The 26,762-nt window shown below is 42.4% G+C and carries 23 protein-coding genes, 1 riboswitch and 1 other annotated feature; of the genes, 17 read left to right on the top strand and 6 right to left on the bottom strand.

Annotated features, from left to right (window positions below; all coding sequences use genetic code 11):
• Positions 1–2,271: a maltose phosphorylase MdxK gene (gene mdxK, locus ECA01S_RS05525; protein WP_067392372.1), complete on the bottom strand. Its 2,271-nt coding sequence runs from the start codon at positions 2,269–2,271 to the stop codon at positions 1–3.
• Positions 2,272–2,461: 190 nt separating this feature from the next.
• Positions 2,462–3,421 (bottom strand): asparaginase, encoded by a 960-nt coding sequence (locus ECA01S_RS05520; protein WP_067392370.1) that lies wholly within the window; start codon positions 3,419–3,421, stop codon positions 2,462–2,464.
• Positions 3,422–3,505: 84 nt separating this feature from the next.
• Here ECA01S_RS05520 and ECA01S_RS05515 point away from each other — a divergent pair, with 84 nt between their 5' ends.
• Genes ECA01S_RS05515 through ECA01S_RS05505 form a run of 3 tightly spaced genes read left to right on the top strand, consistent with a single transcriptional unit; the run spans position 3,506 to position 5,725 of the window.
• Complete coding sequence (locus tag ECA01S_RS05515; RefSeq protein ID WP_067392367.1) at positions 3,506–4,339, top strand: DUF72 domain-containing protein; 834 nt, start codon at positions 3,506–3,508, stop codon at positions 4,337–4,339.
• A gap of 8 nt (positions 4,340–4,347) precedes the next feature.
• A complete protein-coding gene (locus ECA01S_RS05510; RefSeq protein WP_067392365.1) occupies positions 4,348–5,208 on the top strand; it encodes a Cof-type HAD-IIB family hydrolase in 861 nt (286 codons plus the stop codon).
• Positions 5,192–5,725, top strand: coding sequence for a pyrophosphohydrolase domain-containing protein (locus ECA01S_RS05505; protein WP_067392363.1), 534 nt, complete (start codon positions 5,192–5,194; stop codon positions 5,723–5,725). Before ECA01S_RS05510 ends, ECA01S_RS05505 begins: the two co-directional genes overlap by 17 nt.
• Here the strand turns inward: ECA01S_RS05505 and ECA01S_RS05500 are convergent.
• Together ECA01S_RS05500 and ECA01S_RS05495 are read right to left on the bottom strand one after the other, a co-directional pair.
• On the bottom strand, positions 5,722–6,327 hold the full coding sequence (locus tag ECA01S_RS05500) for a DEAD/DEAH box helicase family protein (RefSeq protein WP_067392360.1): 606 nt from the start codon (positions 6,325–6,327) through the stop codon (positions 5,722–5,724). The genes ECA01S_RS05505 and ECA01S_RS05500 overlap by 4 nt on opposite strands.
• Positions 6,328–6,339: 12 nt before the next feature.
• A complete protein-coding gene (locus ECA01S_RS05495) occupies positions 6,340–7,689 on the bottom strand; it encodes an aspartate kinase (RefSeq protein ID WP_067393170.1) in 1,350 nt (449 codons plus the stop codon).
• 186 nt (positions 7,690–7,875) lie between these two features.
• Between ECA01S_RS05495 and ECA01S_RS05490 the strand changes: the two genes are divergently transcribed.
• The 6 genes from ECA01S_RS05490 to ECA01S_RS05465 all read left to right on the top strand — a co-directional run bounded on the left by ECA01S_RS05490 (position 7,876) and on the right by ECA01S_RS05465 (position 13,873).
• Positions 7,876–8,508 carry an HAD family hydrolase gene (locus tag ECA01S_RS05490; protein ID WP_067392357.1) on the top strand — a complete coding sequence of 211 codons (633 nt, stop codon included), beginning with the start codon at positions 7,876–7,878 and terminating at the stop codon, positions 8,506–8,508.
• A 179-nt stretch (positions 8,509–8,687) separates the two neighbouring features.
• The gene (gene ezrA, locus ECA01S_RS05485; RefSeq protein ID WP_067392354.1) at positions 8,688–10,409 is read left to right on the top strand and encodes a septation ring formation regulator EzrA; all 1,722 of its coding nucleotides are present in this window, start codon (positions 8,688–8,690) and stop codon (positions 10,407–10,409) included.
• Between the two features lie 145 nt (positions 10,410–10,554).
• Positions 10,555–10,654, top strand: a riboswitch (TPP riboswitch).
• A 98-nt stretch (positions 10,655–10,752) separates the two neighbouring features.
• The gene (locus ECA01S_RS05480; RefSeq protein WP_067393167.1) at positions 10,753–11,358 is read left to right on the top strand and encodes a YkoF family thiamine/hydroxymethylpyrimidine-binding protein; all 606 of its coding nucleotides are present in this window, start codon (positions 10,753–10,755) and stop codon (positions 11,356–11,358) included.
• Complete coding sequence (locus ECA01S_RS05475; protein WP_067392345.1) at positions 11,351–11,926, top strand: ECF transporter S component; 576 nt, start codon at positions 11,351–11,353, stop codon at positions 11,924–11,926. The genes ECA01S_RS05480 and ECA01S_RS05475 overlap by 8 nt, the downstream gene beginning before the upstream one ends.
• Before the next feature lie 17 nt (positions 11,927–11,943).
• A complete protein-coding gene (locus tag ECA01S_RS05470; RefSeq protein WP_217994735.1) occupies positions 11,944–13,275 on the top strand; it encodes an ATP-binding cassette domain-containing protein in 1,332 nt (443 codons plus the stop codon).
• Positions 13,202–13,873: an energy-coupling factor transporter transmembrane component T family protein gene (locus tag ECA01S_RS05465; protein ID WP_067392339.1), complete on the top strand. Its 672-nt coding sequence runs from the start codon at positions 13,202–13,204 to the stop codon at positions 13,871–13,873. Before ECA01S_RS05470 ends, ECA01S_RS05465 begins: the two co-directional genes overlap by 74 nt.
• A 38-nt stretch (positions 13,874–13,911) precedes the next feature.
• On the opposite strand, the gene ECA01S_RS05460 is transcribed toward ECA01S_RS05465, so the two are convergent.
• Both ECA01S_RS05460 and ECA01S_RS05455 read right to left on the bottom strand, forming a co-directional pair.
• The gene (locus ECA01S_RS05460) at positions 13,912–15,240 is read right to left on the bottom strand and encodes an amino acid permease (RefSeq protein ID WP_067392336.1); all 1,329 of its coding nucleotides are present in this window, start codon (positions 15,238–15,240) and stop codon (positions 13,912–13,914) included.
• A 215-nt stretch (positions 15,241–15,455) separates the two neighbouring features.
• Positions 15,456–16,304, bottom strand: a complete 849-nt coding sequence (locus ECA01S_RS05455; RefSeq protein ID WP_067392333.1) for an aldo/keto reductase — start codon at positions 16,302–16,304, stop codon at positions 15,456–15,458.
• Positions 16,305–16,464: 160 nt separating this feature from the next.
• Here ECA01S_RS05455 and ECA01S_RS05450 point away from each other — a divergent pair, with 160 nt between their 5' ends.
• The 8 genes from ECA01S_RS05450 (at position 16,465) to ECA01S_RS05415 (ending at position 26,666) form a co-directional block, all read left to right on the top strand.
• Positions 16,465–17,610 carry a cysteine desulfurase family protein gene (locus ECA01S_RS05450; protein WP_067392330.1) on the top strand — a complete coding sequence of 382 codons (1,146 nt, stop codon included), beginning with the start codon at positions 16,465–16,467 and terminating at the stop codon, positions 17,608–17,610.
• A gap of 12 nt (positions 17,611–17,622) precedes the next feature.
• Complete coding sequence (gene thiI, locus ECA01S_RS05445) at positions 17,623–18,825, top strand: tRNA uracil 4-sulfurtransferase ThiI (protein WP_067392327.1); 1,203 nt, start codon at positions 17,623–17,625, stop codon at positions 18,823–18,825.
• A 236-nt stretch (positions 18,826–19,061) separates the two neighbouring features.
• Positions 19,062–20,375 (top strand): ABC transporter substrate-binding protein, encoded by a 1,314-nt coding sequence (locus tag ECA01S_RS05440; protein ID WP_082703255.1) that lies wholly within the window; start codon positions 19,062–19,064, stop codon positions 20,373–20,375.
• Between the two features lie 70 nt (positions 20,376–20,445).
• Positions 20,446–21,309 carry a carbohydrate ABC transporter permease gene (locus tag ECA01S_RS05435; protein ID WP_067392325.1) on the top strand — a complete coding sequence of 288 codons (864 nt, stop codon included), beginning with the start codon at positions 20,446–20,448 and terminating at the stop codon, positions 21,307–21,309.
• Positions 21,309–22,130: a carbohydrate ABC transporter permease gene (locus ECA01S_RS05430; protein WP_067392322.1), complete on the top strand. Its 822-nt coding sequence runs from the start codon at positions 21,309–21,311 to the stop codon at positions 22,128–22,130. The genes ECA01S_RS05435 and ECA01S_RS05430 overlap by 1 nt, the downstream gene beginning before the upstream one ends.
• Positions 22,131–22,317: 187 nt before the next feature.
• The gene (locus tag ECA01S_RS05425; RefSeq protein WP_067392319.1) at positions 22,318–22,977 is read left to right on the top strand and encodes a redox-sensing transcriptional repressor Rex; all 660 of its coding nucleotides are present in this window, start codon (positions 22,318–22,320) and stop codon (positions 22,975–22,977) included.
• Between the two features lie 51 nt (positions 22,978–23,028).
• A complete protein-coding gene (tpx, locus tag ECA01S_RS05420) occupies positions 23,029–23,523 on the top strand; it encodes a thiol peroxidase (RefSeq protein WP_174519965.1) in 495 nt (164 codons plus the stop codon).
• Positions 23,524–23,557: 34 nt separating this feature from the next.
• Positions 23,558–23,773, top strand: a binding site (T-box leader).
• Between the two features lie 253 nt (positions 23,774–24,026).
• Complete coding sequence (locus ECA01S_RS05415; protein ID WP_067392314.1) at positions 24,027–26,666, top strand: valine--tRNA ligase; 2,640 nt, start codon at positions 24,027–24,029, stop codon at positions 26,664–26,666.
• The last annotated feature ends 96 nt before the right edge of the window (positions 26,667–26,762 follow it).

The following is a 26,762-nucleotide window of genomic DNA, read 5'->3' as shown; positions in this document are numbered from 1 at the left end:
TTAGTCCTCCTTTACAGCTACAGAAACTTGGTCGTCTAGGGTAATTATTTCATCATAAAGCTTCAAGCTCAAAGGTTCGCCTGCTAACAAACGGACCGTCACATGCTGATCCACTTGAATATCCAACAGGCGACCACGGTAATTAACGTGGAAAGCATAGCGTTGCCAGCCTTTAGGTAGAAATGGAGCAAAGCTTAATTCGTCGTTGAAGGTCTTCATTTGTGCGAAACCGTGGATGATAGCTAACCAGCTACCCGTCATGGAAGTAATGTGTAATCCATCTTCGGTATCGTTATTGTAATTATCTAAGTCTAAACGAGCCGTCCGCTGATACATTTCCACAGCTTTTTCTTCCATTCCTAGTTCGGCAGCTAAAATAGCATGGACACTAGGAGAGAGGGAGGATTCATGGACGGTCATTGGTTCGTAAAATTCAAAGTTGCGACGTTTTGCTTCCATATCAAACTGATCATTAAAGAAATATAGGCCTTGTAAGACGTCGGCTTGCTTGATAAAGCAAGAGCGCAAGATGCGGTCCCATGACCAATGCTGATTTAATGGTAGATCGTCTAACGATAACTCTGTGACTGGTTTTAAATCCTTGTCTAAGAAGGTATCATGTTGGACAAAAATGCCTAAATCCTCATCGGTTGGGAAATACATATTGTCAATAATGTCCGTCCAGTGCGCTAATTCATCACTGTCGATTTTGATTTCAGTTTCATGTTGGAAAGACAAATAACTATCGCGGGTATAGCGCAATACCCAAGTTGCTAGGTAGTTGGTATACCAGTTATTATTGACGTTATTCTCGTATTCGTTTGGACCCGTGACGCCGTGGATCATATATTGGCCTTTACGTTTTGAAAAATGAACCCGATCTGCCCAGAAACGAGAAATTTCCGTTAAAACAGCTAAGCCTTCATGTTTCAGGTAGGTAGTGTCGCCAGTGTAATTTGTATAGTTATAGATTGCATGGGCAATTGCACCATTTCGGTGGATTTCTTCGAAGGTAATTTCCCATTCATTGTGACATTCAATCCCGGTGAAGGTTACCATTGGGTACAACGCACCTTTGAGACCTTGCTGGCGCGCATTATAGTGCGCACCATCCAGTTGATTATAGCGATAACGCAACAAATTACGCGTGACGGTTGGCTGTGAAAGGGCTAAGTAAAGTGGCACAGCGTAGGCTTCCGTATCCCAATAAGTAGCACCGCCGTATTTTTCACCAGTGAAGCCTTTCGGACCAATATTCAGGCGCTCATCTTCGCCATAATAAGTCGAGAAGAGCTGGAATAAGTTGAAACGAATGCCTTGCTGTGCTTCGTCATCGCCTTCAATCACCACATCCGCTTGCACCCAACGTTCAGTCCAAGCAGAGGCCTGTTCTTCTAATAATTTATCAAACGGCAGGTCGTAGTGCTGCAACAAGACTTCTGCTTGCGTCAATTGCTGTGGTTCAGGAATATCACGACTAGTAACAATTACCACTTTTTTCTCTACGGTAGCGGATTCATTTTCCTTTAAATTAAAAACAAATTGCTGCGCAACCATCATCGGTGCCATTTGCGGACTACCGGTAGTTGTTGCATGATGTTGCATTAAACCTGTTACGCTAAAACGTTCAACACCAAAAGGATTCGGAACCGTTTGCGCGGTCAAGTAGCCTAATTCGCCCTGGAATCCGGTGGCCTTTTCTTCCCAGAAATGCTCGTCATAATTGCTATCCTCATTTTGAACGTTCCCGTCTAATTTAGAAACGACCCGCACAACTGGATTACCTGCTAGAACCTCGATTTGCAGCTGCACGACAGCTAATTCTTTTTTTACGATGCTGACGAAACGGCGGAAGGTAAACTGAACTTTCGCGCTGGCGGTTGTAATTGTAAAGCGACGTGTCAATAAGCCGTTTTGCATATCCAATTCCAGATAGAAATCTTCTGGTTGCTGAACATTTAGGTCTACGGCGATATCGTCAATGAAGAGATCCATCTCAACAAAGTTCATCGCATTGATGACTTTACCAAAGTATTCGGGGTAGCCATTTTTCCACCAGCCCACACGTGTTTTATCTGGAAACCAGACGCCGGCTAAGTAGGTTCCTTGATGATGGTCGCCACTGTATTGTTCTTCAAAATTGCCGCGCATCCCCATATAACCATTGCCGATGCTAGTCAAAGACTCCTGTAGTCGTTTGTTTTCTTTATCCAAGGTATGAGTGCTGATTTTCCATGGATGGATGTCAAATAAGCGTTTGATCTTTTTCATGCCCGCTCCTCCTTTTATGCTTAATTCAATAGTAAGCGCAAACGGTTGCGCAAGTCAATTTTATTTGCCAGAAAACTCTCTGATACCGGTAACAAAATGCTGATGCAACAGTAAGCAAAGAAAAAAGACAGGAACCTAGAAAAGTTCTCTGTCTTTTACGTACATTAACGGAATAAAGAATGCTTGTTGATTATTGGGTCACCATAAATGTTTTTAAATCAGCGCCCTTTAAAGGATGATTTAAGGCAATCAACAATTTAAGTCGCGCTTTTTGACTATTGATGCCGTTCAAAAATAGAACGCCCATATCGGCTAACTGCTTGCCCGCGCCATCATAGGCATAAACAGGCTCCACTACACCGTTGAAACAGCGGGACACTAAAACGATAGGAATCTCTTGGTCTAAGAGGCGTTTGATTGCCGGCAATGTTTGTGGTGGCAGATTACCAGCTCCCAGCGCTTCAATCACCAAGCCATCAATAGTGGCAGGGCTCAATAATTCAAATAACTCCTCGGTCATCCCGGCGTAGGCTTTAATAATGGGAATGTGACCGGCAACTGCATCAACTGCTAAACGGTCGTTAACAATCAGTTCTTGATAAAATAAGATTCGCTGTTTCGTTACTAAGCCAATAGGTCCAAAGGTTGGTGTCCGAAATGTCGCTACATTGGTGGTGTGGGTCTTTGTCACGTAGCGAGCAGTATGAATCTCATCATTCATAACGACTAAAACACCCTTGCCTCGGGCTTCGGGACAAGCAGCTACTCGAATAGCTGACTCAAAATTGTATAAGCCATCACTGCCTAATTCGTTGCTGGAACGCATTGCGCCAGTCAATACGATGGGACAGCCATCACCAATCGTCGTATCTAAGAAGAAAGCTGTCTCTTCCAATGTGTCGGTACCATGGGTAATGACAACCCCTGCAACATCGACCTCCTGAATGCGATTTTTCAACTGTAACATGTGCTCTGGGGTAATGTGGGGAGAGGGTAAATTAAAGATATCCTCTACGATCAGATTCACATCTGCTGGAATGTCCAAATGAGCATCCATTAAAGGATTAGTAGCTCCGGGGCTAACTTCACCAGTAGCATTTTCTTGCATGGCAATGGTTCCGCCTGTATGTAAAACTAAAATATCTTTCATGGTTTCACCTCAAGATTCTTTTTTGTCACTTGACTCGTGGTTATTGTATACTAATCTTATTAGAAAAAACAGGGTGGAATAAAAATGATTCGTATCGGCTTAACGTCCTTCAATGAACATGAGTATTTAACTGGCAAGAAGAATACCTCCTTATACGAATATGCCGCGCACTTACCGGTGGTGGAATTGGATACCGCTTATTATGGTATTCCTCGAAAAAGTAGTGTAGAAAAGTGGGTGCAAGAAACGCCCTCAGAGTTTAAATTTTTAGTCAAAGTCTATTCGGGCATTAGTTGCCAAGGGGACTGGCAGCAATATTACTCTTCGGAAGAAGCCATGGTGACCGCGTTTCTTGACGCAATGACACCGATGATCGAGTCAGGCAAGCTGTCGGCCTTTTTGATTCAGTTTTCGGCGGCTTTTGGCTGTACACCAGAAAATGTCCGCTATTTGCAAACACTGCGTCAGTGGTTTGGGGATTTGCCGCTAGCAATTGAGCTGCGGAATGGCTCGTGGTATCTAGACAAATACGTCAAACAAACGTTGCAGTTTATGACGGCAGAAAAATTTTCACTAGTAGTGGTGGATGAACCGCAAATTCCGCTGAATCCCGTGCCTTTTTATCCTTTCGTGACAAATACAGATTTTCTCGTTTTCCGCTTTCACGGTCGGAATGTTGCCGGGTGGCGCGCCAATGATAGTGAATGGCGCAAAAAACGGACCTTGTATCGATATAATCACGAAGAGTTGAGCCAATTAGCCGTGGCGGTTCAACAACTGGCGACAAAAGTCTCAGAAGTCACCGTCATTTTCAATAACAATTCTGGCGGAGATGCGGCGGAAAACGCACTACAGTTTAAAAAACAGTTGGGAATTGAATATGAACATCTAAATCCCAAACAACTTGATTTATTTTAAGGAGAATTATGATTAAAGCTATTTTATTTGATATCGATGGCACCTTAGTCACTAGCCAGGCAAAAACAGTTCCCTCAACACGACGAGCATTAGAGGCTGTTCAAAAGCAGGGCATCATTGTCGGAGTGGCAACTGGTCGCGGGCCGCATCGCCTGAATGAGCAGATCAATCAGCTGCCTTTGGATGTATTTATCACCTATAACGGACAATATGTGTATGACCGGGAACGAGTGCTGTTTGCCGATCCCTTTTCTCAAAGTGTGCTGAACCAAATCGTGGACTTTGCGGAGCAAGAACAACGGCAAATCATGTTTGGCGCCGCTGATCATATTGACGGCAGTAAAATTATGACGCTGGGCCAAAATGCTTATTTAAAACGCTTTGCAAAACTGATTCCTAAATCCTCGGTTCGAAGTATCAAACGACTCTTACAACGATTTAATCCGGAAAATCGTCCTGGACGCTACCGGGAATTAGCGATTTTAGCAGAGCCAATCTATCAATGTGTTTTACTGAGTCCGTCTAGTGAGGCGGGCAAGTTAGAAAACAAATTGCCAGAGGTACATTTTACCCGCTCTAATCCTTATACGGCTGACATGATTCCTAAAGGTGGCTCTAAATTACGAGGAATTGAACGTTTTGCAGAAGCTAAGGGGCTGGAGTTGCATGAAATTATGGCTTTTGGCGATAGCTATAATGATTTAGAAATGCTAACAGGCGTGGGGATTGGTGTGGCCATGGGCAATGCCCGACCCAAGATTAAAGAAATTGCGGATTACGTTACTTTACCGAATGACGAAGATGGGATTAAGCAAGCACTGATCCATTATGGCTTGTTGGAGGAGGGCTTTGATGAGGACGCCTTATGAGCAAACACAGGAATTTCATCAGATTTTTGATCCACGGATACCCAAACAGCCGACTGCCTTTGACGCTGAGTTGGCTGAACATCGGGCGGAATTTAAAATAGAAGAAATCACGGAATTTTTATACGCAGCTGTCGAAGGTGAGCCAGAACGTTTCGCCGAGCAGGTAGTAAAGATGCACCAAGCGCTTGATCGGGCGGCGGCCAAAATCGAGGGGAAACAGAAGCAAATAACCGATCCTTTAGTGGACGAAGTAGATGCTCTGACGGATCTTTTGTATTTGACCTATGGTTCTTTTGTCATGTTAGGTGTTGATCCAGCTCCAATTTTTACTATTGTGCATGAGGCCAATATGGGCAAGCTGTTTCCAGATGGCCAACCGCATTATGACCCTATCACGGAAAAAGTGTTGAAACCAGCCGATTGGGAAGCAAAGTATGCACCGGAAGAACGGATTCGCCAAGCCTTAACGGCCCAAAAAAATAGTCATAAAAATAAATCGCCACGGTCTTTTAGTTAGGCCTGTGGCGATTTATTTTTATGTCTATGGATAAAGCTAGCAATGGCCGTTGCCGCTGCTGTAGGCGTTAGTTGCGAATTATCTAAGACATAAGTCGGAATTTGCGGAAATAGGGTTGTTAGCTCTTGTGGCAGTGAAACTAAGCGATGTGTCGCATGGCTTGTTAATAATTCTGTTTGGGACGCTTCGATATCGCGTTTAGAAGGTTTAGCGGCAAGACGTTCTGACGTGGTGTTTCGGTGCAAACGTGTGTTTAAATCTGCCACTAATTCAACAAAATAGACTGGTAAATCCTGGGCCAGAAAGATATTGCTAATGTCAGCCAAAAATTCCTTATCAGCCGGATCATCGAAATTGATTAAAACACTAAAAATCAAGTGTTCACAGGTCCGTAGCTCAGGATGGGTAGCAAAGGCTTGAAATAATTCTTTTCGCATCCAATCTGACAGTTGGAAAGTGGGCGCCGAGTAGCCTAAAAAAGTGGCAAAAGGGTCAATTGTTTGATGATTATATAAAAGCTTGGCGTCCAATTGCTGCGTCAAAGCTTTTCCAACGGTCATTTTCCCTACTGCTTGTGCGCCCATCAAGACAATCAATCCCATATGAAGGCCTCCCTAATCAAAAAATGTATAGTATAACGCACGAATCGCTTTGGCTTTTTGCTCATTATGAATGGCAAACATGATACTTACCTCAGAAGAACCTTGATTGATCATCTCCAAGTTGATTTCTTTGCGGGCCAAGGCGGCGGTTGTTTCGGCGGTGACCCCGACCCGTTGGCGCATGCCTTCCCCAACTACCATCAAAATTGAGAGGTCATGGGTGATGCGTAGCTCGTCAGGATCCAGCTCATAGGCTAAGGTTCGTAAAAGTTCTTCTTCAAGAACAGGTGTCAATTGGTTTTCTCGTAAGATAATCGAAATATCATCAATTCCAGAGGGCATATGGTCGTAGCTCAAACCAAAGTCTTCAAAAATCTGTAAGACACGGCGACCAAAACCAACTTCACGGTTCATCAAATATTTGCTGATATACAGAGAGACAAAACCACTATCGCCAGCAATACCGACAACCGGTCGCGAGTGAGTAGTCCGGTCTAGCGTAATGCGCGTCCCAGGATGAGTGGGATTATTGGTATTTTTAATGACCACCGGAATTTTAGCTCGGTAGGAAGGCATCAAAGCCTCATCGTGAAAAACGGAAAAGCCAGCATAAGCCAACTCACGCATTTCACGGTAAGTCAGTTCTTCAATCATTTCAGGTTCATGAACGATGCCTGGATGGGCGACGTAAATCCCGTCAACATCGGTAAAATTCTCATAAAGATCCGCCGCGACACCCGCCGCTACGATAGAGCCGCTGATATCTGAGCCGCCCCTAGAAAAAGTACAGATCTGTCCTGTATCTGTGACGCCAAAGAAACCAGGAATCACTAAAATTTCCTGACTATTTTTCCACTTGGCCATTTTACTATAAGAAGAATGACGTATACGGGCATTGCCAGGCTCGGCAGTGACCAAAAGACCAAAGTCACGAGGATGCAAGTAGCGCGCCGTTAAGCCTGCCTGATTCAAAATGCCAGCTACTAGGCGGGCGTTCATATCCTCACCACTGGCTACGATGGTATCACGCAGAAAATCATTTTCTTCAATCGCGAGCTGGGAAAGCTTTAAAAAATGGTCGCGGATTTTTTTCATAATCTCGCTAGGTAATTGAAAAATATCTGCGATAGCTTGATAACGACTGATGACTTCTTCAATCAGCGTGCTAGCGTCCAACTCTTGAGAAAGCCGATCATAAATCTGTAGTAAAAGATCGGTTACTTTAATATCTTCTTCCGTGCGTTTTCCTGGCGCTGAGACGACGACATAGCGTCTTTCGGGATCTGCCTGCAAAATTGCGACGACCTTTTCTAATTGCGTAGCAGAGGCTAGCGAACTGCCGCCAAATTTTACGACCTTCATTTTATCCACGCCCCTTTCTAATGTTTTTTTCATTTTTAACAGAATACAAGAGATTTCTGGAAAAATCAAGCTGACGCGCACTTTCTTTCATGGATTTTCTGAAAGGAATCGTTGGGAGGTCTTTAAATTTTTATATTTTTTTGGTAAACTGATAGATGGTGTCTTTTAAGTAAGGAGGACAGACGAATGACGGTACAAGCAGTCATCTTTGATATGGACGGCGTGTTAGTTGATAGTGAAGGTTTTTACTATGAACGACGCAAAAAATTCCTTGCATCACAGGGAATTTCATTGGAGGCTTATCCGCCTAGCTATTTTGTAGGAGGAAACATGCAGCAATTTTGGTCTGAGTTTATCAAGGAACCTGCTGAGGTAGCGGCGATGCAAGCGGCTTACGAGCGTTATAAAGAAACGCATCCGGCTGACTATGTGACGCTTTTAAATCCTGATGTACCAAGCGTTTTGAAATCCTTGAAAGAACGAAAGCTTAAAATTGGACTTGCTTCCTCATCGCTTATGAGTGAGATCAAGCATATGTTGACAACAACCGGACTAGCTGGGTATTTTGATTGTGTCGTAAGCGGCGAACAGTTTGTAGAAAGCAAACCGCATCCCGCTATCTATCAACACACTTTGACGTGCTTGGCGGTTCTACCGCAGCAAGCGATTGCGGTAGAAGATTCTCCTAAAGGAATCCAAGCTGCTAAAGCAAGCGGTATGTCTGTCTTCGCCTTGAAACAAGCCCAAGAACTAGATCAGTCACAAGCTGATATCGTCCTAAAACGACTCCCTGAATTGCTTCAATATTTACCAAACTGAATAGAAAATCTTTAGAAAAAATCAACGTTTCTCCAAGGGAATTTTTTGATTTAGTTAGTGCTACCAGGTCTGGACTATGATATAATTTGCCATAGAGTTTTCAGCCTGTTAATCATAAAGAACCCTTTTTCTATGAACGAAAAAGTTGTCAATAGAAGAACTTTATTGGAGGAACCTACATGGGAAGCAATGTAATCATTGGAATTGTCATCGCAATCATCATTGTCGCGGCTGTACTTTATCTAGTCGGCTATTTTATGAGAAAGAAAAATCAAGAACGTCTGGATGTTTTAGAAAAACGCAAAGAAACCTTGTTTGATCTGCCTGTTATTGAAGAAGTCGATGAAGTGAAAAAGATGCACCTGGTTGGACAAAGCCAAAACACTTTCCGTGAGTGGAACCAAAAATGGACCGATATCTCCACAACCTCTTTTGCAGAGTTGGAAAGCCAAATCTTTGAGGTGGAAAACCTTAATGAAACTTTCCGTTTCCTAAAAGCGAAAAACGCGGTTGCAGAAGCTGAAACGACTATGGCTGAAATGGAACGCCAAGTCGAAGAGATCCGTAAAGGATTAAAAGAGCTTCGTGAGAGTGAAGAACGTAATTCCCTTGAGGTCCAACAGGCTCTTGATGTGTATGAAGAGCTGAAGAAACAGTTGAAAGAAGACAGCGCTAGCTACGGACCTGCCTACAGTGAACTCCAAAAGCAAGTGAAAAATGTCGAGATTGAATTTACCCAGTTTGTAACATTGAATACTTCAGGCGATCCGATTGAAGCTCGTGAAGTTCTCGAAAAAGCTGAACGCCACACTTATGAATTAGAAGATTTGATCAAACGTATTCCACCACTTTACACTGACTTGAACAAAACCTATCCAGATCAATTAAAAGAGATCGAAGATGGTTACAACAAGATGGTGCGCGATTACTATGTCTTCCCAGAGAAAAATTTTGCTGATGACATCAAACGTGTTCGCAACAAAGTGAAGGCAACAATGGGGGATCTAGAAAAAACGGAAGCTGATTCAGTTGAAGTCAGCAATCGTGATTTAGAAGCCGCTATTGATGGTCTCTATGACGTTCTTGAACGCGAAATGGACGCGAAAAAATACGTACAAAGCAATCAAAAGACGGTCGGTGAGTATATCGATCATGCGAAGAAAAACAACCGTCAATTGATGATCGAATTGGACCATACGTCTCAAAGCTACACCTTGAATCACAATGAATTGGGACGCTCCCGTGGTTTCCAAACAGAATTAGAAGAGTTGACTCGTCAATTTGAGGCGTTACAACCACAACTGGATGAACATACGATTCCTTATTCTATCGTTCAAAGCTTCTTAAAAGATGCTTACCAAATCCTCAACGATATCGAAAACCAACAAGTAGAAATCGACAGCTCACTGCATGATCTCCGTAAAGGGGAAAAAGTTGCGCAAGAGAAAATCGACCAGTTTGAATTTAAACTGCGCAACTTGAAGCGTTACGTTGAAAAACAACGCTTGCCAGGTCTGCCGGCAGATTATCTGGAATTCTTCTTTGTTGCTACAGATCGTATCGAAGAGTTAAGCAAAGAATTAAACAAAATCCGCATCAATATGGAAGAAATCAATCATTTAGTCGAATTGTGTGAAGAAGATCTAGAATTGCTAGATAAGAAAACCAACGACTTGGTTGACAGTGCGGCTTTGACGGAACAAATGATGCAATATGCTAACCGTTATCGTCATACCCATGCAAACATCCGTGATGCCATCGAAAAGAGCTTGGAACTGTTTAATAAAGATTACCGTTACCAAGATGCTTTAGATGAAATCGGAACGGCTTTGGAAAAAGTTGAACCAGGTGCTTTCAAACGAATTGAAGCATTTTACTTTAATAACCGCGATATGATGTAGAAAAGTCTTGGCGCAAGCCAAGGCTTTTTTGTTAGGCAATTTTTAGGTATTAGTTCACCCGGAAATGGCCAGTATAATAGACAAAGTGTTTTTTTATTGTATCCACTCTTGGTATATGCTACACTGCCCATGTAAAGTAGAATAGATTATCCACTAGGGGCGCCTTTGGCTGAGATAGATGAAAATCTAGTCCCTTAGAACCTGATTTGGTTAGTACCAACGTAGGGAAGTGGCAACGTACAAAACTTTTGTAGCGTTTCGCTTTTTTCTGTCTGTCAGTGGATATGAAAAAGGAGGAACGCTTTTTTTGATGGACAGAAAATTAAAGGAGAGGATGAATCACATGACAGAATGTTCACTAAGCAAAATAGATATCACAGGTTGCCGCGTCAGTCTCTATCCTATGAAAGACGACTACGCAAATACACTTCTAAAAAGTATCAATGAAACAGTGACGGAAGCCGTTTGGAGTCAAACTGATCTTTTCAGTACCTTGTACCGCGGGGAACAGGCAAGTGTTGTTGACGCGACCGCTGCACTATTTATCAACACCTATGAACCAACAACTCACATGGTAGGGGAGTTGACCTTTTCCAAAGGTTGTCCTGGGGACCAAGAGGGGGATAGTTATCTGAATGGTAGTCAGGCACAGCCTAATCAAGCTTTGATTCGTGAAAAAGGTGATTTTCTCGTCCATTGTAAATATTCATTTTACAGTTTTGGCCAAGACTATATGGAAGAGATTGCCCATATTGTGGCGCTAGCGCAAGAGATGGGCTTGGCTCCTCAATCGGCCCATTACGTTACTTTTCTGACTGGAACAGCGCAACAACTTTTTGCTTATTTTGAAGCGGCACTAAGTTATGCCCATGAGCATTTACCGCATTATGTCTTAGAGGCAACGATTTCTGTTAATAGTCCCTCATTAGGAGGTACAGCACATGTTTAAGTGGCAACTGAAAGATATCATTATGGTAGGTATCACTTCGCTGGTTTTTGGCGTAATCTACTTAGGTGCGGTCCATCTCGGTGTCTATTTAGGTGTTCTGTTAACGCCTTTTGGTCTATCTGTTTTAGCAAATGAATTCATTTTCGGCGTTTGGTTTATGGCGGCTGCTTTTGCTGGGTATGTGATCCAAAAGCCAGGTGTCGCCACTATCACTGAAATGATTGCCGCACTCTTGGAGGTTTTTATGGGGAACTTTTATGGTCCGATTATTTTTGTTAGCGGGTTTGTTCAAGGAATTGGTACCGAAGCAGGTTTTGCGGCCACCGGTTACCGCAAGGCGGGCTGGTCCTCCTTGTTCATCGGTGCAACGATGGCCACTATTACCAGCTTCATCTGGGGCATCTACCGCGCCAATTTTACCGGTCTGGCTTGGCAGCTGTTGTTGACGATTTTTGTGATCCGCTGGCTATCTGCCTTACTATTTTCCGGCGTATTAGTGAAAATAACGGTAGATCATTTAGCCAAAATGGGTGTTCTGAATCAATATAAAGTAGGCGTAAGTCAGTGAGCCTAACCGCAAAACTTATGTCGCAAGGTGTGGCAACCGACTTTTCATTGGCGCCTGGCGAGGCAAAAGGTGTGTATGGACCCTCTGGCTGTGGTAAAAGTACCTTGTTATTGGGCCTAGCGGGTCTGACACTACTCCCTGAGACTTCTGTCTGGGTGGATGATAAAGAAGTGACTGGCATGGCAGGTGGTGAACGGGTCCGCCATATCAGTATGATGTTTCAAAATCCCGACAGTCAATTTTGTATGGAAACCGTGGAAGAAGAATTACTATTTTGTTTGGAAAATATCCAGATAGAGCCCGATTTGATGGCTGAAAAAGTCATGGCAGCGCTAAGGTTTTGTGAGATCGAAGCGTTGGCCAAACGAAAAATCGTAACCTTATCTGACGGTGAAAAGCCGTTAGTTGCCTTAGCTTGCTGTGTCGCTTTAGAAAGTCGCTACCTCTTATTAGATGAGCCTTTTGCTAATCTAGATTTCGCCGCTGCACAGCGTTTGAGCCTCAAGTTGCAAAAATTGCAACAAAAGCAAGTCGGTTTATTGATTGTGGATCATCAAACCAGTCATTGGCAATGGCTTTCTGAGTGGTTGCTTTTGGAAGAAGGAACTTGGCTAACCACGGCGGAGCTGACGACCTTAGAACAGATTCGGCAAGCGGCACTACCCTTACCTGAGCCGCTGCAACCAGCAACGCCGCAATTAATTTTTGACGGCTACCGTTTACCGTTACCTACGGGTGAACTGAGGCTAGATTTGAGTTTTCGCAAAGGAGACTTGATTGGTCTTTATGCTCCCAGCGGTTTTGGTAAAACCAGTCTCTTAAAAAGTATTTTACAACTGCGGACTTACCAAGGAAGCATTTTACTAGCAGGTCAGCGTTTAAAAAAGCGTAATATCTTTCGTAACATCAGCTGGATCATGCAGAATCCCCAAGATCAATTTGTCATGACAACGGTGACAGCAGAACTAGGGACAACAACCGGCTTAAAGGAATTAGGCTTATGGGAAGCAAGGGACCGTTCTCCCTTTCAATTAAGTCAAGGACAGCAACGCCGCCTGGCAGTCGCCAGTTTTTTGCAGCGGGAAGTCGCCTTACTTTTGTGCGACGAACCGACATATGGTCAAGATTTAGAGAATGCTTGGCGCATCATGACGTTACTGCATCAAAAGGCTCAGCAGGGGACAACTGTTTTGGTAGTCAGTCATGATTTAGCTCTTTTAAACGTATTTGCTAGCCAATTAGTGGACTTAACAAATTACCGAGAGGAGGCAAGTCATGCGGACTCTCAACCCCACCGTCAGGTTTGGCGTGATCCTATTGAGCGCGTTAGTCGTCTCTTTTCAAAATAATCTGGTCTTGAACGTGGTACTAGCAGGGATTTTTTTAGTAGTTGTCAGCTGCTATCGTTCGTGGCAAGAGCTGCTTAAGCTGTTAGGCATCTTGACGTTAGCCGCAGTCGGCGTTTTCTTCAGTGGCTACTTTTATGGCACCGAGACAACGGCCGGTTCAGCAGGCCCCCTGCTTTACGGGTTACAGTTGGCATCGCGTATATTCTGTTTTGGGTTGTTAGGCAGTTCCTTTGCTGCCACAACGACGTTGACGGATTTTAGCTATTCATTGCAACAGCAATTACGTCTGCCTAGCACTTTTGCTTATGGTCTTTTAGCTGCCTTCCATATTGCCCCTTTGATTCAGATAGAATACCAGAATGTACGGGCAAGCCTAGCCGCCCGTGGTGTGACGGCTGTTGCGTGGTCGCCGCGCCTATTGGTACCTTTATTAGTCAAAGCGGTCCGTTGGTCGGAAACCTTAGCCGTCGCCATGGAGTCCCGTGGCTTTACGGAAGGTCCTCGAACTTATGCTAGGCGCTACACGATTACTTGGCGTGATGGGTTATTTGCGGGCTTTCTATGTTCATTGGTTCTTTTCTTTACTTATTATTTCTAAAAAACAGGAACTCTCCAAAGATTGGAAAGTTCCTGTTTTTAGGCTTGTTTCAACAAAGGTGCTGTGCGGTAGCTTAGTAAAATCACGCCGTAAAGACCCGCGGTAACGAGTGTTACAACCAGATTATTGGTAGCAAAAATGCCGCATAGAATGATTAGTAAAGCCAAAATTGCCAAACTGCCAATAGCTAGCTGCAATTTTTGTCCTTGTTGCTGAGCTAAGCGCCAAGCCGCAAAACTAATCAATAACCAAATCAAAAGGACTGAATAAGAAAGTGAACCGACTAAATAATTAAATAAATCATTTCCTAAGAAATAAGAGAACACTACACCAATATAAAGAGTACCTGTGCAGAACAAGACGGCCCGCTGTGGCACGCGATGACCATTCAGCTTAGTCAACGCTTGAGCTGGTCCATCAGTTCGGTCTTTTAGGCGGAAATATAGGGTACGAGATGAAGCATATACGCCAGAATTGATGGAGGAGAACAACGCCAATACGATCACAAAGTTCACAATATCTGTGGCAAAAGGAATGTGCATTTTTTGAAAGACCATGACAAAGGGACTAACCGATGTGTGAGCTAGTGTTTGCCAAGGATAAATCACCATTAAGAGAAACAAAGGTAATAAGTAAAAGGAAACAATCCGCCCCATAACGCCCTTAATAGCTTTCGGGATGGCCTTCTTAGGGTCGGCGGTTTCGCTAACTGTGATGGCAATCAATTCAGAGCCACCATAAGAATAAATCACGACTAACATGGCATTCATCAGGCCCTTTAAACCGTGAGGTGCAAATCCACCATTGGCAGTTAACTGTGCAAAAGCCTGCGGTCCTGTTTCAAAAAACTGTTGAATCACGAGGTAGCCACCAAACAAAATAAGCAAGATAATGACACTGATTTTAGCAAATGCTAGCCAATATTCGGTTTCGGCGAACAAACGAACCGAATACAAATTGATCATCGTTGTCAAGAGAGCAATCAAGAGCACGAATAACCAAACCGGTGTGTGAGGAAACCACAGTTGTAGAAAGCTACCTGCTGCGACGGCTTCGGCAATAATGTTGATCATCCAGAGTGACCAATAGACCCAATCAGTAAAGTGGGCAGCTCGACCACCTAGTAAGGGTTCAATCAGTCCTGATAAGCCGCTGTTATGCTGCTCTTGATGCAAGACCAGTCGCCCTAGTCCCTTCATGACGATAAAAAGGATAATGCCTCCCAATAAAAAGGCAATCATGACAGCCGGTCCGGCAATACCTATGGCTTCGCCTGCTCCTTTGAAAAGTCCGGCTCCAATCGCGCCCCCTAACGCTAACATCGTAATATGGCGAGAAGTGAGTTGTTTTTCTAGTTTATTTTCCATAATAATTCCTCATTTCAATAAAAAGGTGTTATTTTTTTGACTTGTCTAATAATAACAAATTTTCTGAAAATTACAATCACTATGAAAAATATTTAGGAAAACTCAGTAACTCTTCATTTTATAGAAAAAAACTAATTATGTATGAAAAAAACAACCAGTGGGAGGGTCGCTAAAAAATGACGCGACAGCCACTGATTGTCTTTAGGTTTTATGCTTTAGAAGGTAGCTGTATCAGGATCAGAGGCAGTTCCGGCCACGTCCTTCAATTCAGCGATTAACGCCATATCTTCACCAGATAATTCGAAATCGAAGATATCAGCGTTTTCTTGGATCCGGTTTTCATGAACCGATTTTGGTAATGGCAAGAAGCCCATTTGTAAAGACCAACGCAGCGCGATTTGCGCAACCGTTTTGTGATGTTTTTCAGCCAGCTCTTTCATTTCAGGAACTTCGAAAATTTTACCAGTTCCTAATGGGCTATATGCTTCTAGCAACATACCATGATCACGGCAATAGTTGACTAAAGCGGTTTGTGGATCCCCAGGAGTCAGACGAATCTGATTGACCATCGGCGTGATTTTAGCTGTTTTTAGTAAGGCATCAATGTGATGTTCACGGAAATTACTAATACCAATGGCTTTGATTTTGCCGGCTTCGTATAATTCTTCCATCGCTTTCCAAGAACCTGCATTGGCTTCTTCCCAGTTGTCGCGGAATTTGATGGGGTTGGGCCAGTGAATCAGATAAAGATCCAAATAATCCATCCCTAAATTTGTCAGAGTTTCATCAAAAGCCTCTAAAGTATTTTCGTAGCCGTGCATCGTGTTCCAAAGTTTAGAAGTGACAAAAATTTCTTCCCGCGGGATGCCACTTTCCTTAATCGCCCGACCCACACTAGCCTCATTTCCATAAGCTGCAGCTGTATCAATATGGCGGTAACCATTTTTTAAGGCTGCGCGCACAGATTCTTCGGCTTCGCTACCGTCAGGAGTTTGCCAAGTACCTAACCCCACGACTGGAATTTTGACACCATTTGCTAAAGTATACGTATCTGTCAATGTCATAAAATTTCTTCCCTCCATTTTTGTTCTCTCGCTAAGTATACCTATAAAATCCGCTGGAAGACAAGTGATTGAAACTAAGGGAGCAAAAGAATTAGCATTTGAAAGTCAGCAGGAAAAAATATATAATAGGTAGGAATTTTTTAAAAGAGGAGTCCTACAATTGATCTATTTTGATAATAGTGCGACAACGGCCATTTATCCGGCAGCACTTGATACATATGTAAAAACAAGCCAACGTATCATGGGCAATCCTTCCAGTCTTCATGATTTAGGTACCCAAGCAACACGGCTTCTGCAAGAGGCCCGCAAGCAGATTGCGCAAAGTATTGATAAGTCTCCGCAGAGCATTTTTTTTACTAGTGGCGGAACTGAAGGCGACAACTGGGTCATCAAGGGGACCGCATTAGCGAAACAAGCTTTTGGTAAACATATTTTGATCTCGGCAATTGAACATCCAGCTGTCAGTGAAGCGGCAGCACAATTAGTAGAATCCGGTTTTGAAGTCGAGACTTTACCAGTTGATCAACATGGCTTTGTCGACGTGACTATGTTAAAGCAAAAGATTCGCAAAGATACGATTTTAGTTTCGGTTATGGCAGTTAACAATGAAATTGGCTCAATCCAACCTATTCCTGCTATTAGCGAAGTGTTGGCTGAATACCCGACGATTCATTTTCATGTAGATGCAGTGCAGGCAATCGGTAAAGTGCCCCTGGCAGAGTGGTTAACTGAACGGGTTGATTTTGCCACGTTTTCCGCCCATAAATTTCACGGGCCTCGCGGTGTAGGCTTTCTTTATTGGAATCCTAATCGTAAGTTAGCGCCCTTGATGAATGGCGGCGGTCAGGAACAAAATCAACGGAGTGGGACTGAAAACACACCGGGGATCGTCGCAATGGCTAAAGCCTTGAACTTGTATCAAGCAAAAATTGCTGAAAAACCACGTCATGTGCGGTTGATTCGTGACTACTTACGGGCTGCTTTAGCTGAGTATGAAAATGTAACATTGTTTACGGAAGCTACCGATGCGTTTGCTCCTCATATTCTGTGTTTTGGGATTAAAGGTATTCGCGGGGAAGTCGTAGTCCATGCTTTTGAAGAAAAACAAATTTATATTTCAACTACTAGTGCTTGTTCTAGCCGCAAAAAAGTTGCCGGTAGTACGCTACACGCGATGCATGTACCGGGGGATATTGCCACGACCGCTGTCCGGGTCAGCTTAGATGAAAGCAACACCATGGCCGAGGCGGAACAGTTTATGATTATCTTCAATCAGCTGTATCAAAAATTTGCAAAACTAAACTAAAGGAGTTTTACAGTGAATTATTCAGAAATTATGGTACGTTACGGTGAACTTTCCACCAAAGGTAAGAATCGCCGAGTCTTTATCAATCAATTAGCTCAAAATGTTAAACGGACGTTAGCCGCGTTTCCAGATATCAAGATCCACGCCGATCGTGATCGCATGCATTTACTGTTGAACGGTTCAGATAGTCAAGCAGTGATGCCTCTGCTACAAAAAGTCTTTGGGATCCAAAACTTTTCTCCTAGCATTCGGGTTGAAAAAGAGTTGGAATCTATTAAAGAGATCGCCTTGGCTTTAGTTAAAGAGCGTTATCAAACAGGCATGACCTTTAAAATCACGGCTAAGCGTTCCGACCATAACTTTGAACTAGATACTCATGGACTGAATCTTCTCTTAGGTAATGCCGTAGTCGACACTTTCCCTGGCATTCAAGCGCAAATGCGTAAACCAGACATTGATTTGCGCGTAGAAATCCGCTTAGATGGCGCCTATCTTTCTTGTGAAACACTCAAAGGAGCCGGTGGTTTACCAGTAGGTACGAGTGGTCGCGGCATGCTGATGCTTTCTGGGGGAATTGATTCACCTGTTGCTGGCTACCTAGCAATGAAACGGGGCGTTGAAATTGAGGCCGTTCACTTTGCCTCACCACCTTACACTAGTGAACAAGCGCTGCAAAAAGCCAAAGATTTAACGGAGAAGCTAGCCCCCTACGCCGGTAGTATCCAATTTATCGAAGTTCCTTTTACGGAGATTCAAGAAGAAATCAAAAAAAGTGTCCCAGAAGGTTACTGGATGACCATTACGCGCCGCTTTATGTTGCGCCTAACTGATTTGATCCGGGAACAACGGAAAGGCTTAGTCATTATTAACGGCGAGTCACTGGGGCAAGTGGCATCACAAACTTTACCGAGTATGGTAGCTATCAATGAAGTAACGGCAACCCCCATTATCCGTCCTGTAGTGACCATGGATAAAACCGAAATCATTGAGATTGCCGAAGAAATTGACACATTCCAATTAGCCATCCAACCATTTGAAGATTGCTGTACGATTTTTGCGCCACCGCAACCTAAAACACGTCCTAAACTAGAAAAAGTATTGGCTTACGAAGAACGTTTAGATGTTGTGGGAATGATTGAACGTTCCTTAGCAGGACTTAAAATCGAAGAAGTAAAAGTTGGGAAGAAAGAAGCCGAGTTTGCGGATTTCTTTTAATAAAGCGAGAGGGAAACCTCTTGCTTTTTTTATTGTAAAAATCGACTAAGGAGATTTATTAGAAAATTAACGAAACCGATTGCTTGACAGATAGCAATAAGTAAGTTATTTACCTGAATGTCTAGACTAAACAAACTATGACATAATTTATGTTATCGGTAACATTGGAAACGGAATTGACACTTAGTGAAATCGGTTGCATAATAAGTGTGTAGAAAAGATTAGGAGGACGAAACATGAAAATGCAAATGTGGAAAAAAATTGGTTTAGTTTCTTTTACAGCTTTAATTGGGTTGAGCTTGGCTGCCTGCGGTAACGCATCAGATAATGCAGGTGGTACTGATAATAGTGCCAGTGGTGATAAAACAGAAATCGATATTTTCCAATTTAAAGTAGAGTTTAAGGATCAATTCGAATCGTTGGCTAAGAAATATGAAGAAGAACATCCAAACGTTAAAATTAATATCGAAACAGTTGGTGGTGGTAGCGACTACGGTGCAGCTTTGAAATCAAAATTTTCTTCAGGTAATGAACCAAATATTTATAATATTGGTGGGCCAGAAGATGTTAATATGTGGGAAAAGAGTCTAACAGACTTGTCTGATACAGAAGCTGCTAAGCAAGCATTAGATGGTACCTTAACTGGTTCAACCAAAGATGGTAAAGTTTTAGGGTTACCATACAATATTGAAGGGTATGGTGTGCTTTATAACAAAGAAATTTTTGAAAAAGCCGGTATCGATGCTTCTTCAATTAAAACATTAGAAGACTTAGAAGCTGCAGCTAAAACTTTGGATGAGAAAAAAGCTGAATTGGGTATTGATGCACCATTTGCATTAGCAGCTAAAGAACAATGGATTACAGGTTTACATGGATCTAATGCTTTTTTAAATGCTGAATTTGATAATGATGTCATGAAAGCTTATGAATCAAAAACTGTTTCGTTTAAATATGGCGATCAATTCAAAAAATATATCGACATTAGCAATAAATATTCTGTTCAACCAACTAATAGCTTAGACTACTCTCAACAAATCGAACAACTTTTCTCTAACGGAAAAGTAGCTATGACACAACAAGGTAACTGGGTTTACCCAACGATTGCTGGTATCAATGAAGATTTGGCAAATAACAATATTGGTTTATTACCAATTCCAATCGACGGCGTGACCGAAGGAACGATTCCTGTCGGTGTACCAATGTACTGGGGTGTAAATCCAAATGCTTCTGATGAAGAAGTTCAAGCTTCAAAAGACTTCCTAGATTACCTATACACAACGGATGAAGGTAAACAAATCGTCTTGGAAGACTTCAAATTTGTACCAGCCTACAAAGGTTTCGATACAGATAAAATCTCTGATCCATTATCAAAAGAAGTTTACACTTACTATACTGAAGGCAAAACAACTGGTTGGGTCTTCATGGGCTACCCTGCAGGTTGGGGTGAACAAACTGTCGGTGCACAAATCCAAAAATATGTTGCTGGCGAAGCATCATGGGATGAAGTTGTTAAAACTGCACAAGACAAATGGAGTGACGAAAGAAAATAAGTCTTAAAGTCTGCACGAGAGAGGGCTGGATGAGGCACTTTCTCGTGTTTTAGATTAGGAGGAGAAGACGATGAAACATCAAAAAAAGACTTGGTTTTACCTTTTTTCGGCGCCCGTCGTCATTGCACTGATTTTAGTCGTGATTGTTCCCTTTATTTATGGGATCTATTATTCATTTACTAACTGGGATGCAGTTGCACAAGGCGACTTCGTAGGACTAGCAAATTATCAACGGCTGTTTTCTGACGAAGGATTTTGGAATGCCATCTGGTTTACAACAAAATTTGCCGTTATTTCTATTATCTTGATCAATGTGATTGGTTTAAGTTTGGCAATGCTGGTTACAAGCAAATTCAAGGGTGCCAACATTTTACGAACGATTTTCTTTATGCCTAACTTGATTGGTGGGCTGATTCTGGGTTTCATCTGGCAATTTATTTTTATTAATGCCTTTTCAGCCATTGGTGATATGATTGGCAATCCCGCACTAAAAACGTGGCTATCAACAACAGAAACTGGCTTTTGGGCTATGGTCATCGTGATGTGCTGGCAGATGTCAGGTTATATCATGGTTATCTATATCTCATACTTACAAGGTGTGGACGAGTCACTGCTAGAAGCAGCCGATCTAGACGGGGCAACAGCTTGGCAAAAATTCTGGAATGTTAAGTTTCCTTTGATTATGCCTGGTTTCACAGTCAGCTTGTTTATGACTTTATCAAACTGTTTCAAATTGTACGATCAAAACTTATCATTAACCAACGGTGGACCATACAATTCTACTCAAATGGTGGCAATGAATATCTATAACACAGCGTTCTTGGAAAATAAAATGGGCTATGCACAGGCTAAAGCGGTAGTCTTCTTCATATTCGTAGCTATCATTTCCTTAACGCAAGTCTACTTAACTAAGAGAAAAGAGGTCGAAGCATAATGCCAAATAGCACACCCAAACAACTTGGACGCGCCCTTTTAGGATTGTTATTAGGATTAATTTGGTTGATTCCATTTTACCTAATGCTGACGAACTCTTTTAAAACAAAGCAAGAAATTTTTACAAATCCTTTAGGTGTGCCGGAAAACTTTACTACTGCCAACTATCCTGAAGCATTTACACAATTGGATTTTTTGAAGACTTTATTTAACTCTTTAGTTATTACGATCTTTAGTGTGGTATTCATTATAATTTTTTCAGCAATGTGTGCTTATGCATTGGAAAGAAGCAAAACAAAAATTAGTACGATTATTTTCATGGGCTTTGTAGCAGCCATGCTAGTACCATTCCAATCAGTTATGATTCCTTTAGTAAGTATTTTTGGGAAGGCACAAATGTTGAACCAAGTCGGGATCATCTTTATGTATCTAGGTTTTGGTGCAAGTATGTCGATTTTCCTTTATCATGGAGCATTGAAATCAATTCCTAAAGCATTAGATGAAGCAGCTATTATTGACGGGGCTAATCGTTTCCAAGTTTTCTGGAAAGTCATTTTCCCTATGTTACAGCCAACGACGGTAACCGTAGCAGTTTTGAATACAATGTGGATCTGGAATGATTATCTGTTGCCTTCATTGGTCATTAACTCACCGGATACACAAACAATTCCTTTGAAGATGTTTTTCTTCTTCGGACAATACACAAAACAATGGCATTTAGCGTTAGCGGGTTTAGTCATTGCCGTATTGCCAGTTATCATTTTCTACTTCTTCATGCAAAAACAAATTATCAAAGGCGTGGCAGAAGGTTCTGTAAAATAACCTGTCTAAATGGGATTGCTTACTTAAGCAGTCTCATTTTTTGTGGCGGTGTTATCTTAAAGTAAATAAAAAACAAAGCTGAATGAGGGAATCCTCATCTTTGTCGTTTACTTCACAAAGTTGTTGAAGGAATCTTGAATCCATGATACACTCGATATGTGAATAAATTAACAAAGAGGGATATCATATGACACCAAAAAGAGAAATTCCGAAAGCAACGGCAAAACGATTTCCGTTGTACTTGCGTTATTTAAAAATGTTAGGTGAATCAGGTGTAACACGTATCAAATCAAAAGAATTTAGCGATATGATCCAAGTCCCGCCAGCAACAATTCGGCGCGATTTTTCTCATCTAGGCGAATTAGGTCGTAGTGGCTATGGCTATGATGTACCTTATTTGATTGAGGTATTCAGTAGTATTCTGAATACGCAGCAAGAGAAATGTATCGCGTTAGTTGGCTGCGGTAATTTAGGCCGAGCTTTGATTAAAAATAATTTCCGCCGAAATGAAAATTTGAATATCGTTTGTGCTTTTGAAAACGATCCATGTGTTGTGGGCAGTGAAATTGATGGGCTCAAGGTCTACCCAATGGAAGATTTTACAAAAGTTGTTAATGAAACGGGTGCCAGTGTGGCGATTTCCACCGTACCTAGTCAGTTTTCGCAAGAGGCAATTGATGTCATCGTAGCTTCGGGGATTACGGCAATCTTAAATTTTGCGCCCGACCGAGTTATCGTGCCAAGTAACGTGAAAGTTCAGTACATCGACTTAACCACCGAACTACAAACCTTAATCTACTTTGACGACAAGTTTCCCGCACGAAAACTGCAAGACGTTTTAGAATAGGCACTTATTTTGTATTCTAAACATCCCTCCTCTATACTGAAGCTAGGAGGGATGTTCGTGAATATAACTAAAAAAGGCCAGACGGTCGCGTTAGTCGGTGAACCACCAAAAGTGGGAGAGAAAAGTCCCGACTTTCAATTACTGAATTTAAAAAAACAGGTCATCCAACTATCGGATTTGCTGGGAAAACCTATCTTGATTAGTGTGGTACCAGATATTGATACACGCGTTTGTTCTATCCAAACCAAGCGTTTCAATCAATTAGCTGGTGAATTGGCTACCGTGCAGTTTTTGACGATTTCTAATAACACTCGCGAAGAACAAGAGCATTGGTGCGCCGCTGAGGGAGTAGACATGCAAATGCTGCATGATCCTGAAAATCATTTTGGCGAAAGCTACCGTATCTTGATTCCAGAATTGAACCGGTATGCTCGTGCAATATTTGTGTTAGATCAAACCGGTAAAATTGTCTATGAAGAAATTGTACCAGAAATGTCACAAGAACCAGACTATCAACAAGCTTTAGCCGTTGCTAGCGCACTCTAGTCCTTGACTAACTTGATAGTGCATTGTAGAATAAGGCAAGACTAAGAACAAGAAGAGTAACTGGAATTTTGTTTTCAGAGAAGAAACGACTAGGTGAAACGTTTCTAACAAATACTAGTGAAGGTAGCTTGGGAGTCTTTATTCTGAACATCGCAGTAGGAATAAACGCCTTGCGTCCGTTAACACGCACAATGAGCGGCAGAAACATTCTGCAAATTAGGTGGTACCGCGTAGCTATTACGTCCTAAAATACAATCGTATTTTAGGGCTTTTTTGTTGCGAAACACAGCGATTGGCTCTCGAAGAGAGGCAGAGGTGATGTTGAGCAATACTAGTGGCGTATGCGAGTAGTGTCCGCAGCATTGAAACACAGCGATTGGCTCTCAAAGAGAGACAGAGGCGATGTAGAGCAATACTAGTGATACGCAACTCAATCCAATAACTGTGGAGAATGGCCGGCTCATAATTTTTACAATCAAACTTAGCACTAAAGGAGGAGCATTATGTCTGATAATTTATCAACCAAGTACAATCCGCAAGAAGTTGAAGCGGGCCGCTATGAATCTTGGCTTGAACAAGACTTATTCAAACCAAGTGGTGATCAAAACGCCAAGCCTTATTCAATCGTGATTCCGCCACCTAATGTAACTGGAAAACTGCATTTAGGTCATGCTTGGGACACCACTTTGCAAGATATGATCATCCGTCAAAAACGGATGCAGGGGTATGATACGTTATGGTTACCAGGAATGGACCATGCGGGTATCGCTACGCAGGCTAAGGTAGAGGAAAAATTGCGGGAACAAGGAATTTCTCGTTATGACTTGGGTCGCGAAAAATTTGTTGATCAAGTCTGGGAGTGGAAGGAAGAATACGCAGACCATATTCGTGAACAATGGGCTAAATTAGGCCTGTCATTGGACTATAGTCGGGAGCGTTTCACCCTTGATGATGGCTTATCAAAAGCGGTACGGACAGTCTTTGTTAAATTGTATGAAAAAGATTTGATCTATCGTGGCGAATACATCATTAACTGGGATCCACAAGCTCGGACCGCTTTATCCGATATCGAAGTAATCCATAAAGATGTCGAAGGAGCCTTCTACCATATGACATACCCGTTAAGTGACGGGACTGGTGAGTTGGAAATCGCAACTACCCGGCCAGAAACGATGTTAGGGGACACCGCGGTGGCAGTCCATCCGGAAGATGAACGTTATCAACAATATATTGGCAAAACCGTTATCTTGCCATTGGTAGATAAAGAAATTCCGGTTATTGCGGATGAATATGTTGATATGGAGTTTGGGACTGGTGTCGTAAAGATTACCCCAGCTCATGATCCTAATGACTTCGAGGTGGGTAATCGTCACGATTTACCACGGGTCAATGTTATGAACGATGATGGTAGCATGAATGAATTGGCTGGCAAGTATGCTGACATGGACCGTTTTGCAGCTCGTAAATTAATTGTTTCTGATTTGAAAGAATTAGGCCGACTAGTAAAAATCGAAAAAATGACCCATAGTGTCGGTCATTCTGAACGGACAGGCGTAGTAGTCGAACCACGTCTATCAACGCAATGGTTCGTTAAGATGGCGCCATTAGCTGAAAAGGCCATCGCTAATCAAGACACAAATAATGCCGTAAACTTTTTTCCCCCACGCTTTAATCAAAATTTCTTACGATGGATGGAAAATGTCCATGACTGGGTAATTTCTCGTCAACTTTGGTGGGGCCATCAAATTCCGGCTTGGTATCATAAAGAAACTGGCGAAATGTATGTCGGCATGGAAGCACCAGTCGATGCTGAAAACTGGCTTCAAGATCCGGATGTGTTGGATACTTGGTTTAGTTCGGCATTATGGCCATTTTCGACGATGGGTTGGCCAGATACAGACAGTCCTGACTATAAGCGCTACTTCCCAACGAATACCTTAGTTACGGGCTATGACATATTACCATTCTGGGTAAGCCGTATGATTTTTCAAAGCCTGGAATTCACTGGCGAACGTCCTTTTGAAAATGCTTTGATCCATGGCTTGATTCGTGATGAACAAGGACGTAAAATGTCGAAATCACTAGGTAACGGAATTGATCCAATGGACGTGATTGAAAAATACGGCGCGGATGCTTTACGTTGGTTCTTATCAAATGGTTCAGCACCAGGCCAAGATGTCCGTTTTAGTTATGAAAAAATGGATGCAGCTTGGAACTTTATCAATAAAATTTGGAACGCTTCTCGTTTTGTTATTATGAACGTGGAAGGGATGACGGTGGCTGACATTGATCTGACTGGCGATAAAACTGTCGCTGATCGTTGGAGCTTGACGCGTCTAAATGAAACAATCACCAAAGTAACCGATTTGTTCGATCGTTTTGAGTTTGGTGAAGCGGGTCGTCAGCTGTATAACTTTATCTGGGACGACTTCTGTGACTGGTATATCGAAATGAGTAAGGAAGTTCTTTATGGAGATGATGAAGCTTCCAAACAAACAACGCGTAGTATCTTGGTTCATACACTGGATCAAATCTTGCGGTTATTACACCCAATCATGCCATTTGTGACGGAAGAAATCTGGAGCAAAATTCCTCATGAGGGAACATCCCTGGTGGTGGCGGATTATCCAGTGGCCCACCCTGAATTTGATGACCATACGGCAGCTGATGGGATGGCTGTTTTGATGGAATTGATTCGTTCAGTCCGTAATATTCGCTCAGAAGTGAATACGCCATTATCAAAACCCATCACTTTGTTGATTAAAACGACGGATGCCAAAGTTAATACTTTCTTGCTAGAAAATACAAGTTATATTGAACGGTTCTGTAATCCAGAAGAATTAGTGATTGATAGTGAGATCACGGCACCAGATTTAGCGATGTCGGCAGTCTTGACCGGTGCAGAAATTTACTTGCCATTAGCGGGATTGATCAATATCGAAGAAGAAATCGCCCGGTTAGAAAAAGAATTGGCAAAATGGGACCAAGAAGTAAAACGGGTTCAAGGAAAATTAGCCAACGAACGCTTTGTTGCCAATGCTCCTGAAGACGTTGTCGCAGGTGAAAAGGCGAAAGAAAAAGACTATTTAGAAAAACAAGCTGCGGTCCAAGAACGGATTGTTAGCCTGCGTACTATCGAATAAAAATCGGCCGTCACGAATCATCGTGGCGGTCTTTTTCGCCCTTCTCGCAAAAACAAAGCGATTTCCCATGAAATAACTGATGGCTTTCGCTATAAT

This window comes from Enterococcus canis NBRC 100695 (assembly GCF_001544375.1).
Taxonomy (GTDB): Bacteria; Bacillota; Bacilli; order Lactobacillales; family Enterococcaceae; genus Enterococcus_H; species Enterococcus_H canis.
The sequence above is the reverse complement of the archived record's forward strand: the minus strand, read 5'-3'. Positions and strand labels throughout refer to the sequence as shown.

What these genes read in the sequence shown, in the direction of transcription:
- mdxK (WP_067392372.1), bottom strand. Translation starts at nt 2,271, where the DNA reads ATGAAAAAGATCAAACGCTTATTTGACATCCATCCATGGAAAATCAGC.
- ECA01S_RS05520 (WP_067392370.1), bottom strand. Translation starts at nt 3,421, where the DNA reads ATGAAAGATATTTTAGTTTTACATACAGGCGGAACCATTGCCATGCAA.
- ECA01S_RS05515 (WP_067392367.1), top strand. Translation starts at nt 3,506, where the DNA reads ATGATTCGTATCGGCTTAACGTCCTTCAATGAACATGAGTATTTAACT.
- ECA01S_RS05510 (WP_067392365.1), top strand. Translation starts at nt 4,348, where the DNA reads ATGATTAAAGCTATTTTATTTGATATCGATGGCACCTTAGTCACTAGC.
- ECA01S_RS05505 (WP_067392363.1), top strand. Translation starts at nt 5,192, where the DNA reads ATGAGGACGCCTTATGAGCAAACACAGGAATTTCATCAGATTTTTGAT.
- ECA01S_RS05500 (WP_067392360.1), bottom strand. Translation starts at nt 6,327, where the DNA reads ATGGGATTGATTGTCTTGATGGGCGCACAAGCAGTAGGGAAAATGACC.
- ECA01S_RS05495 (WP_067393170.1), bottom strand. Translation starts at nt 7,689, where the DNA reads ATGAAGGTCGTAAAATTTGGCGGCAGTTCGCTAGCCTCTGCTACGCAA.
- ECA01S_RS05490 (WP_067392357.1), top strand. Translation starts at nt 7,876, where the DNA reads ATGACGGTACAAGCAGTCATCTTTGATATGGACGGCGTGTTAGTTGAT.
- ezrA (WP_067392354.1), top strand. Translation starts at nt 8,688, where the DNA reads ATGGGAAGCAATGTAATCATTGGAATTGTCATCGCAATCATCATTGTC.
- ECA01S_RS05480 (WP_067393167.1), top strand. Translation starts at nt 10,753, where the DNA reads ATGACAGAATGTTCACTAAGCAAAATAGATATCACAGGTTGCCGCGTC.
- ECA01S_RS05475 (WP_067392345.1), top strand. Translation starts at nt 11,351, where the DNA reads ATGTTTAAGTGGCAACTGAAAGATATCATTATGGTAGGTATCACTTCG.
- ECA01S_RS05470 (WP_217994735.1), top strand. Translation starts at nt 11,944, where the DNA reads ATGTCGCAAGGTGTGGCAACCGACTTTTCATTGGCGCCTGGCGAGGCA.
- ECA01S_RS05465 (WP_067392339.1), top strand. Translation starts at nt 13,202, where the DNA reads ATGCGGACTCTCAACCCCACCGTCAGGTTTGGCGTGATCCTATTGAGC.
- ECA01S_RS05460 (WP_067392336.1), bottom strand. Translation starts at nt 15,240, where the DNA reads ATGGAAAATAAACTAGAAAAACAACTCACTTCTCGCCATATTACGATG.
- ECA01S_RS05455 (WP_067392333.1), bottom strand. Translation starts at nt 16,304, where the DNA reads ATGACATTGACAGATACGTATACTTTAGCAAATGGTGTCAAAATTCCA.
- ECA01S_RS05440 (WP_082703255.1), top strand. Translation starts at nt 19,062, where the DNA reads ATGAAAATGCAAATGTGGAAAAAAATTGGTTTAGTTTCTTTTACAGCT.
- ECA01S_RS05435 (WP_067392325.1), top strand. Translation starts at nt 20,446, where the DNA reads ATGAAACATCAAAAAAAGACTTGGTTTTACCTTTTTTCGGCGCCCGTC.
- ECA01S_RS05430 (WP_067392322.1), top strand. Translation starts at nt 21,309, where the DNA reads ATGCCAAATAGCACACCCAAACAACTTGGACGCGCCCTTTTAGGATTG.
- ECA01S_RS05425 (WP_067392319.1), top strand. Translation starts at nt 22,318, where the DNA reads ATGACACCAAAAAGAGAAATTCCGAAAGCAACGGCAAAACGATTTCCG.
- tpx (WP_174519965.1), top strand. Translation starts at nt 23,029, where the DNA reads ATGTTCGTGAATATAACTAAAAAAGGCCAGACGGTCGCGTTAGTCGGT.
- ECA01S_RS05415 (WP_067392314.1), top strand. Translation starts at nt 24,027, where the DNA reads ATGTCTGATAATTTATCAACCAAGTACAATCCGCAAGAAGTTGAAGCG.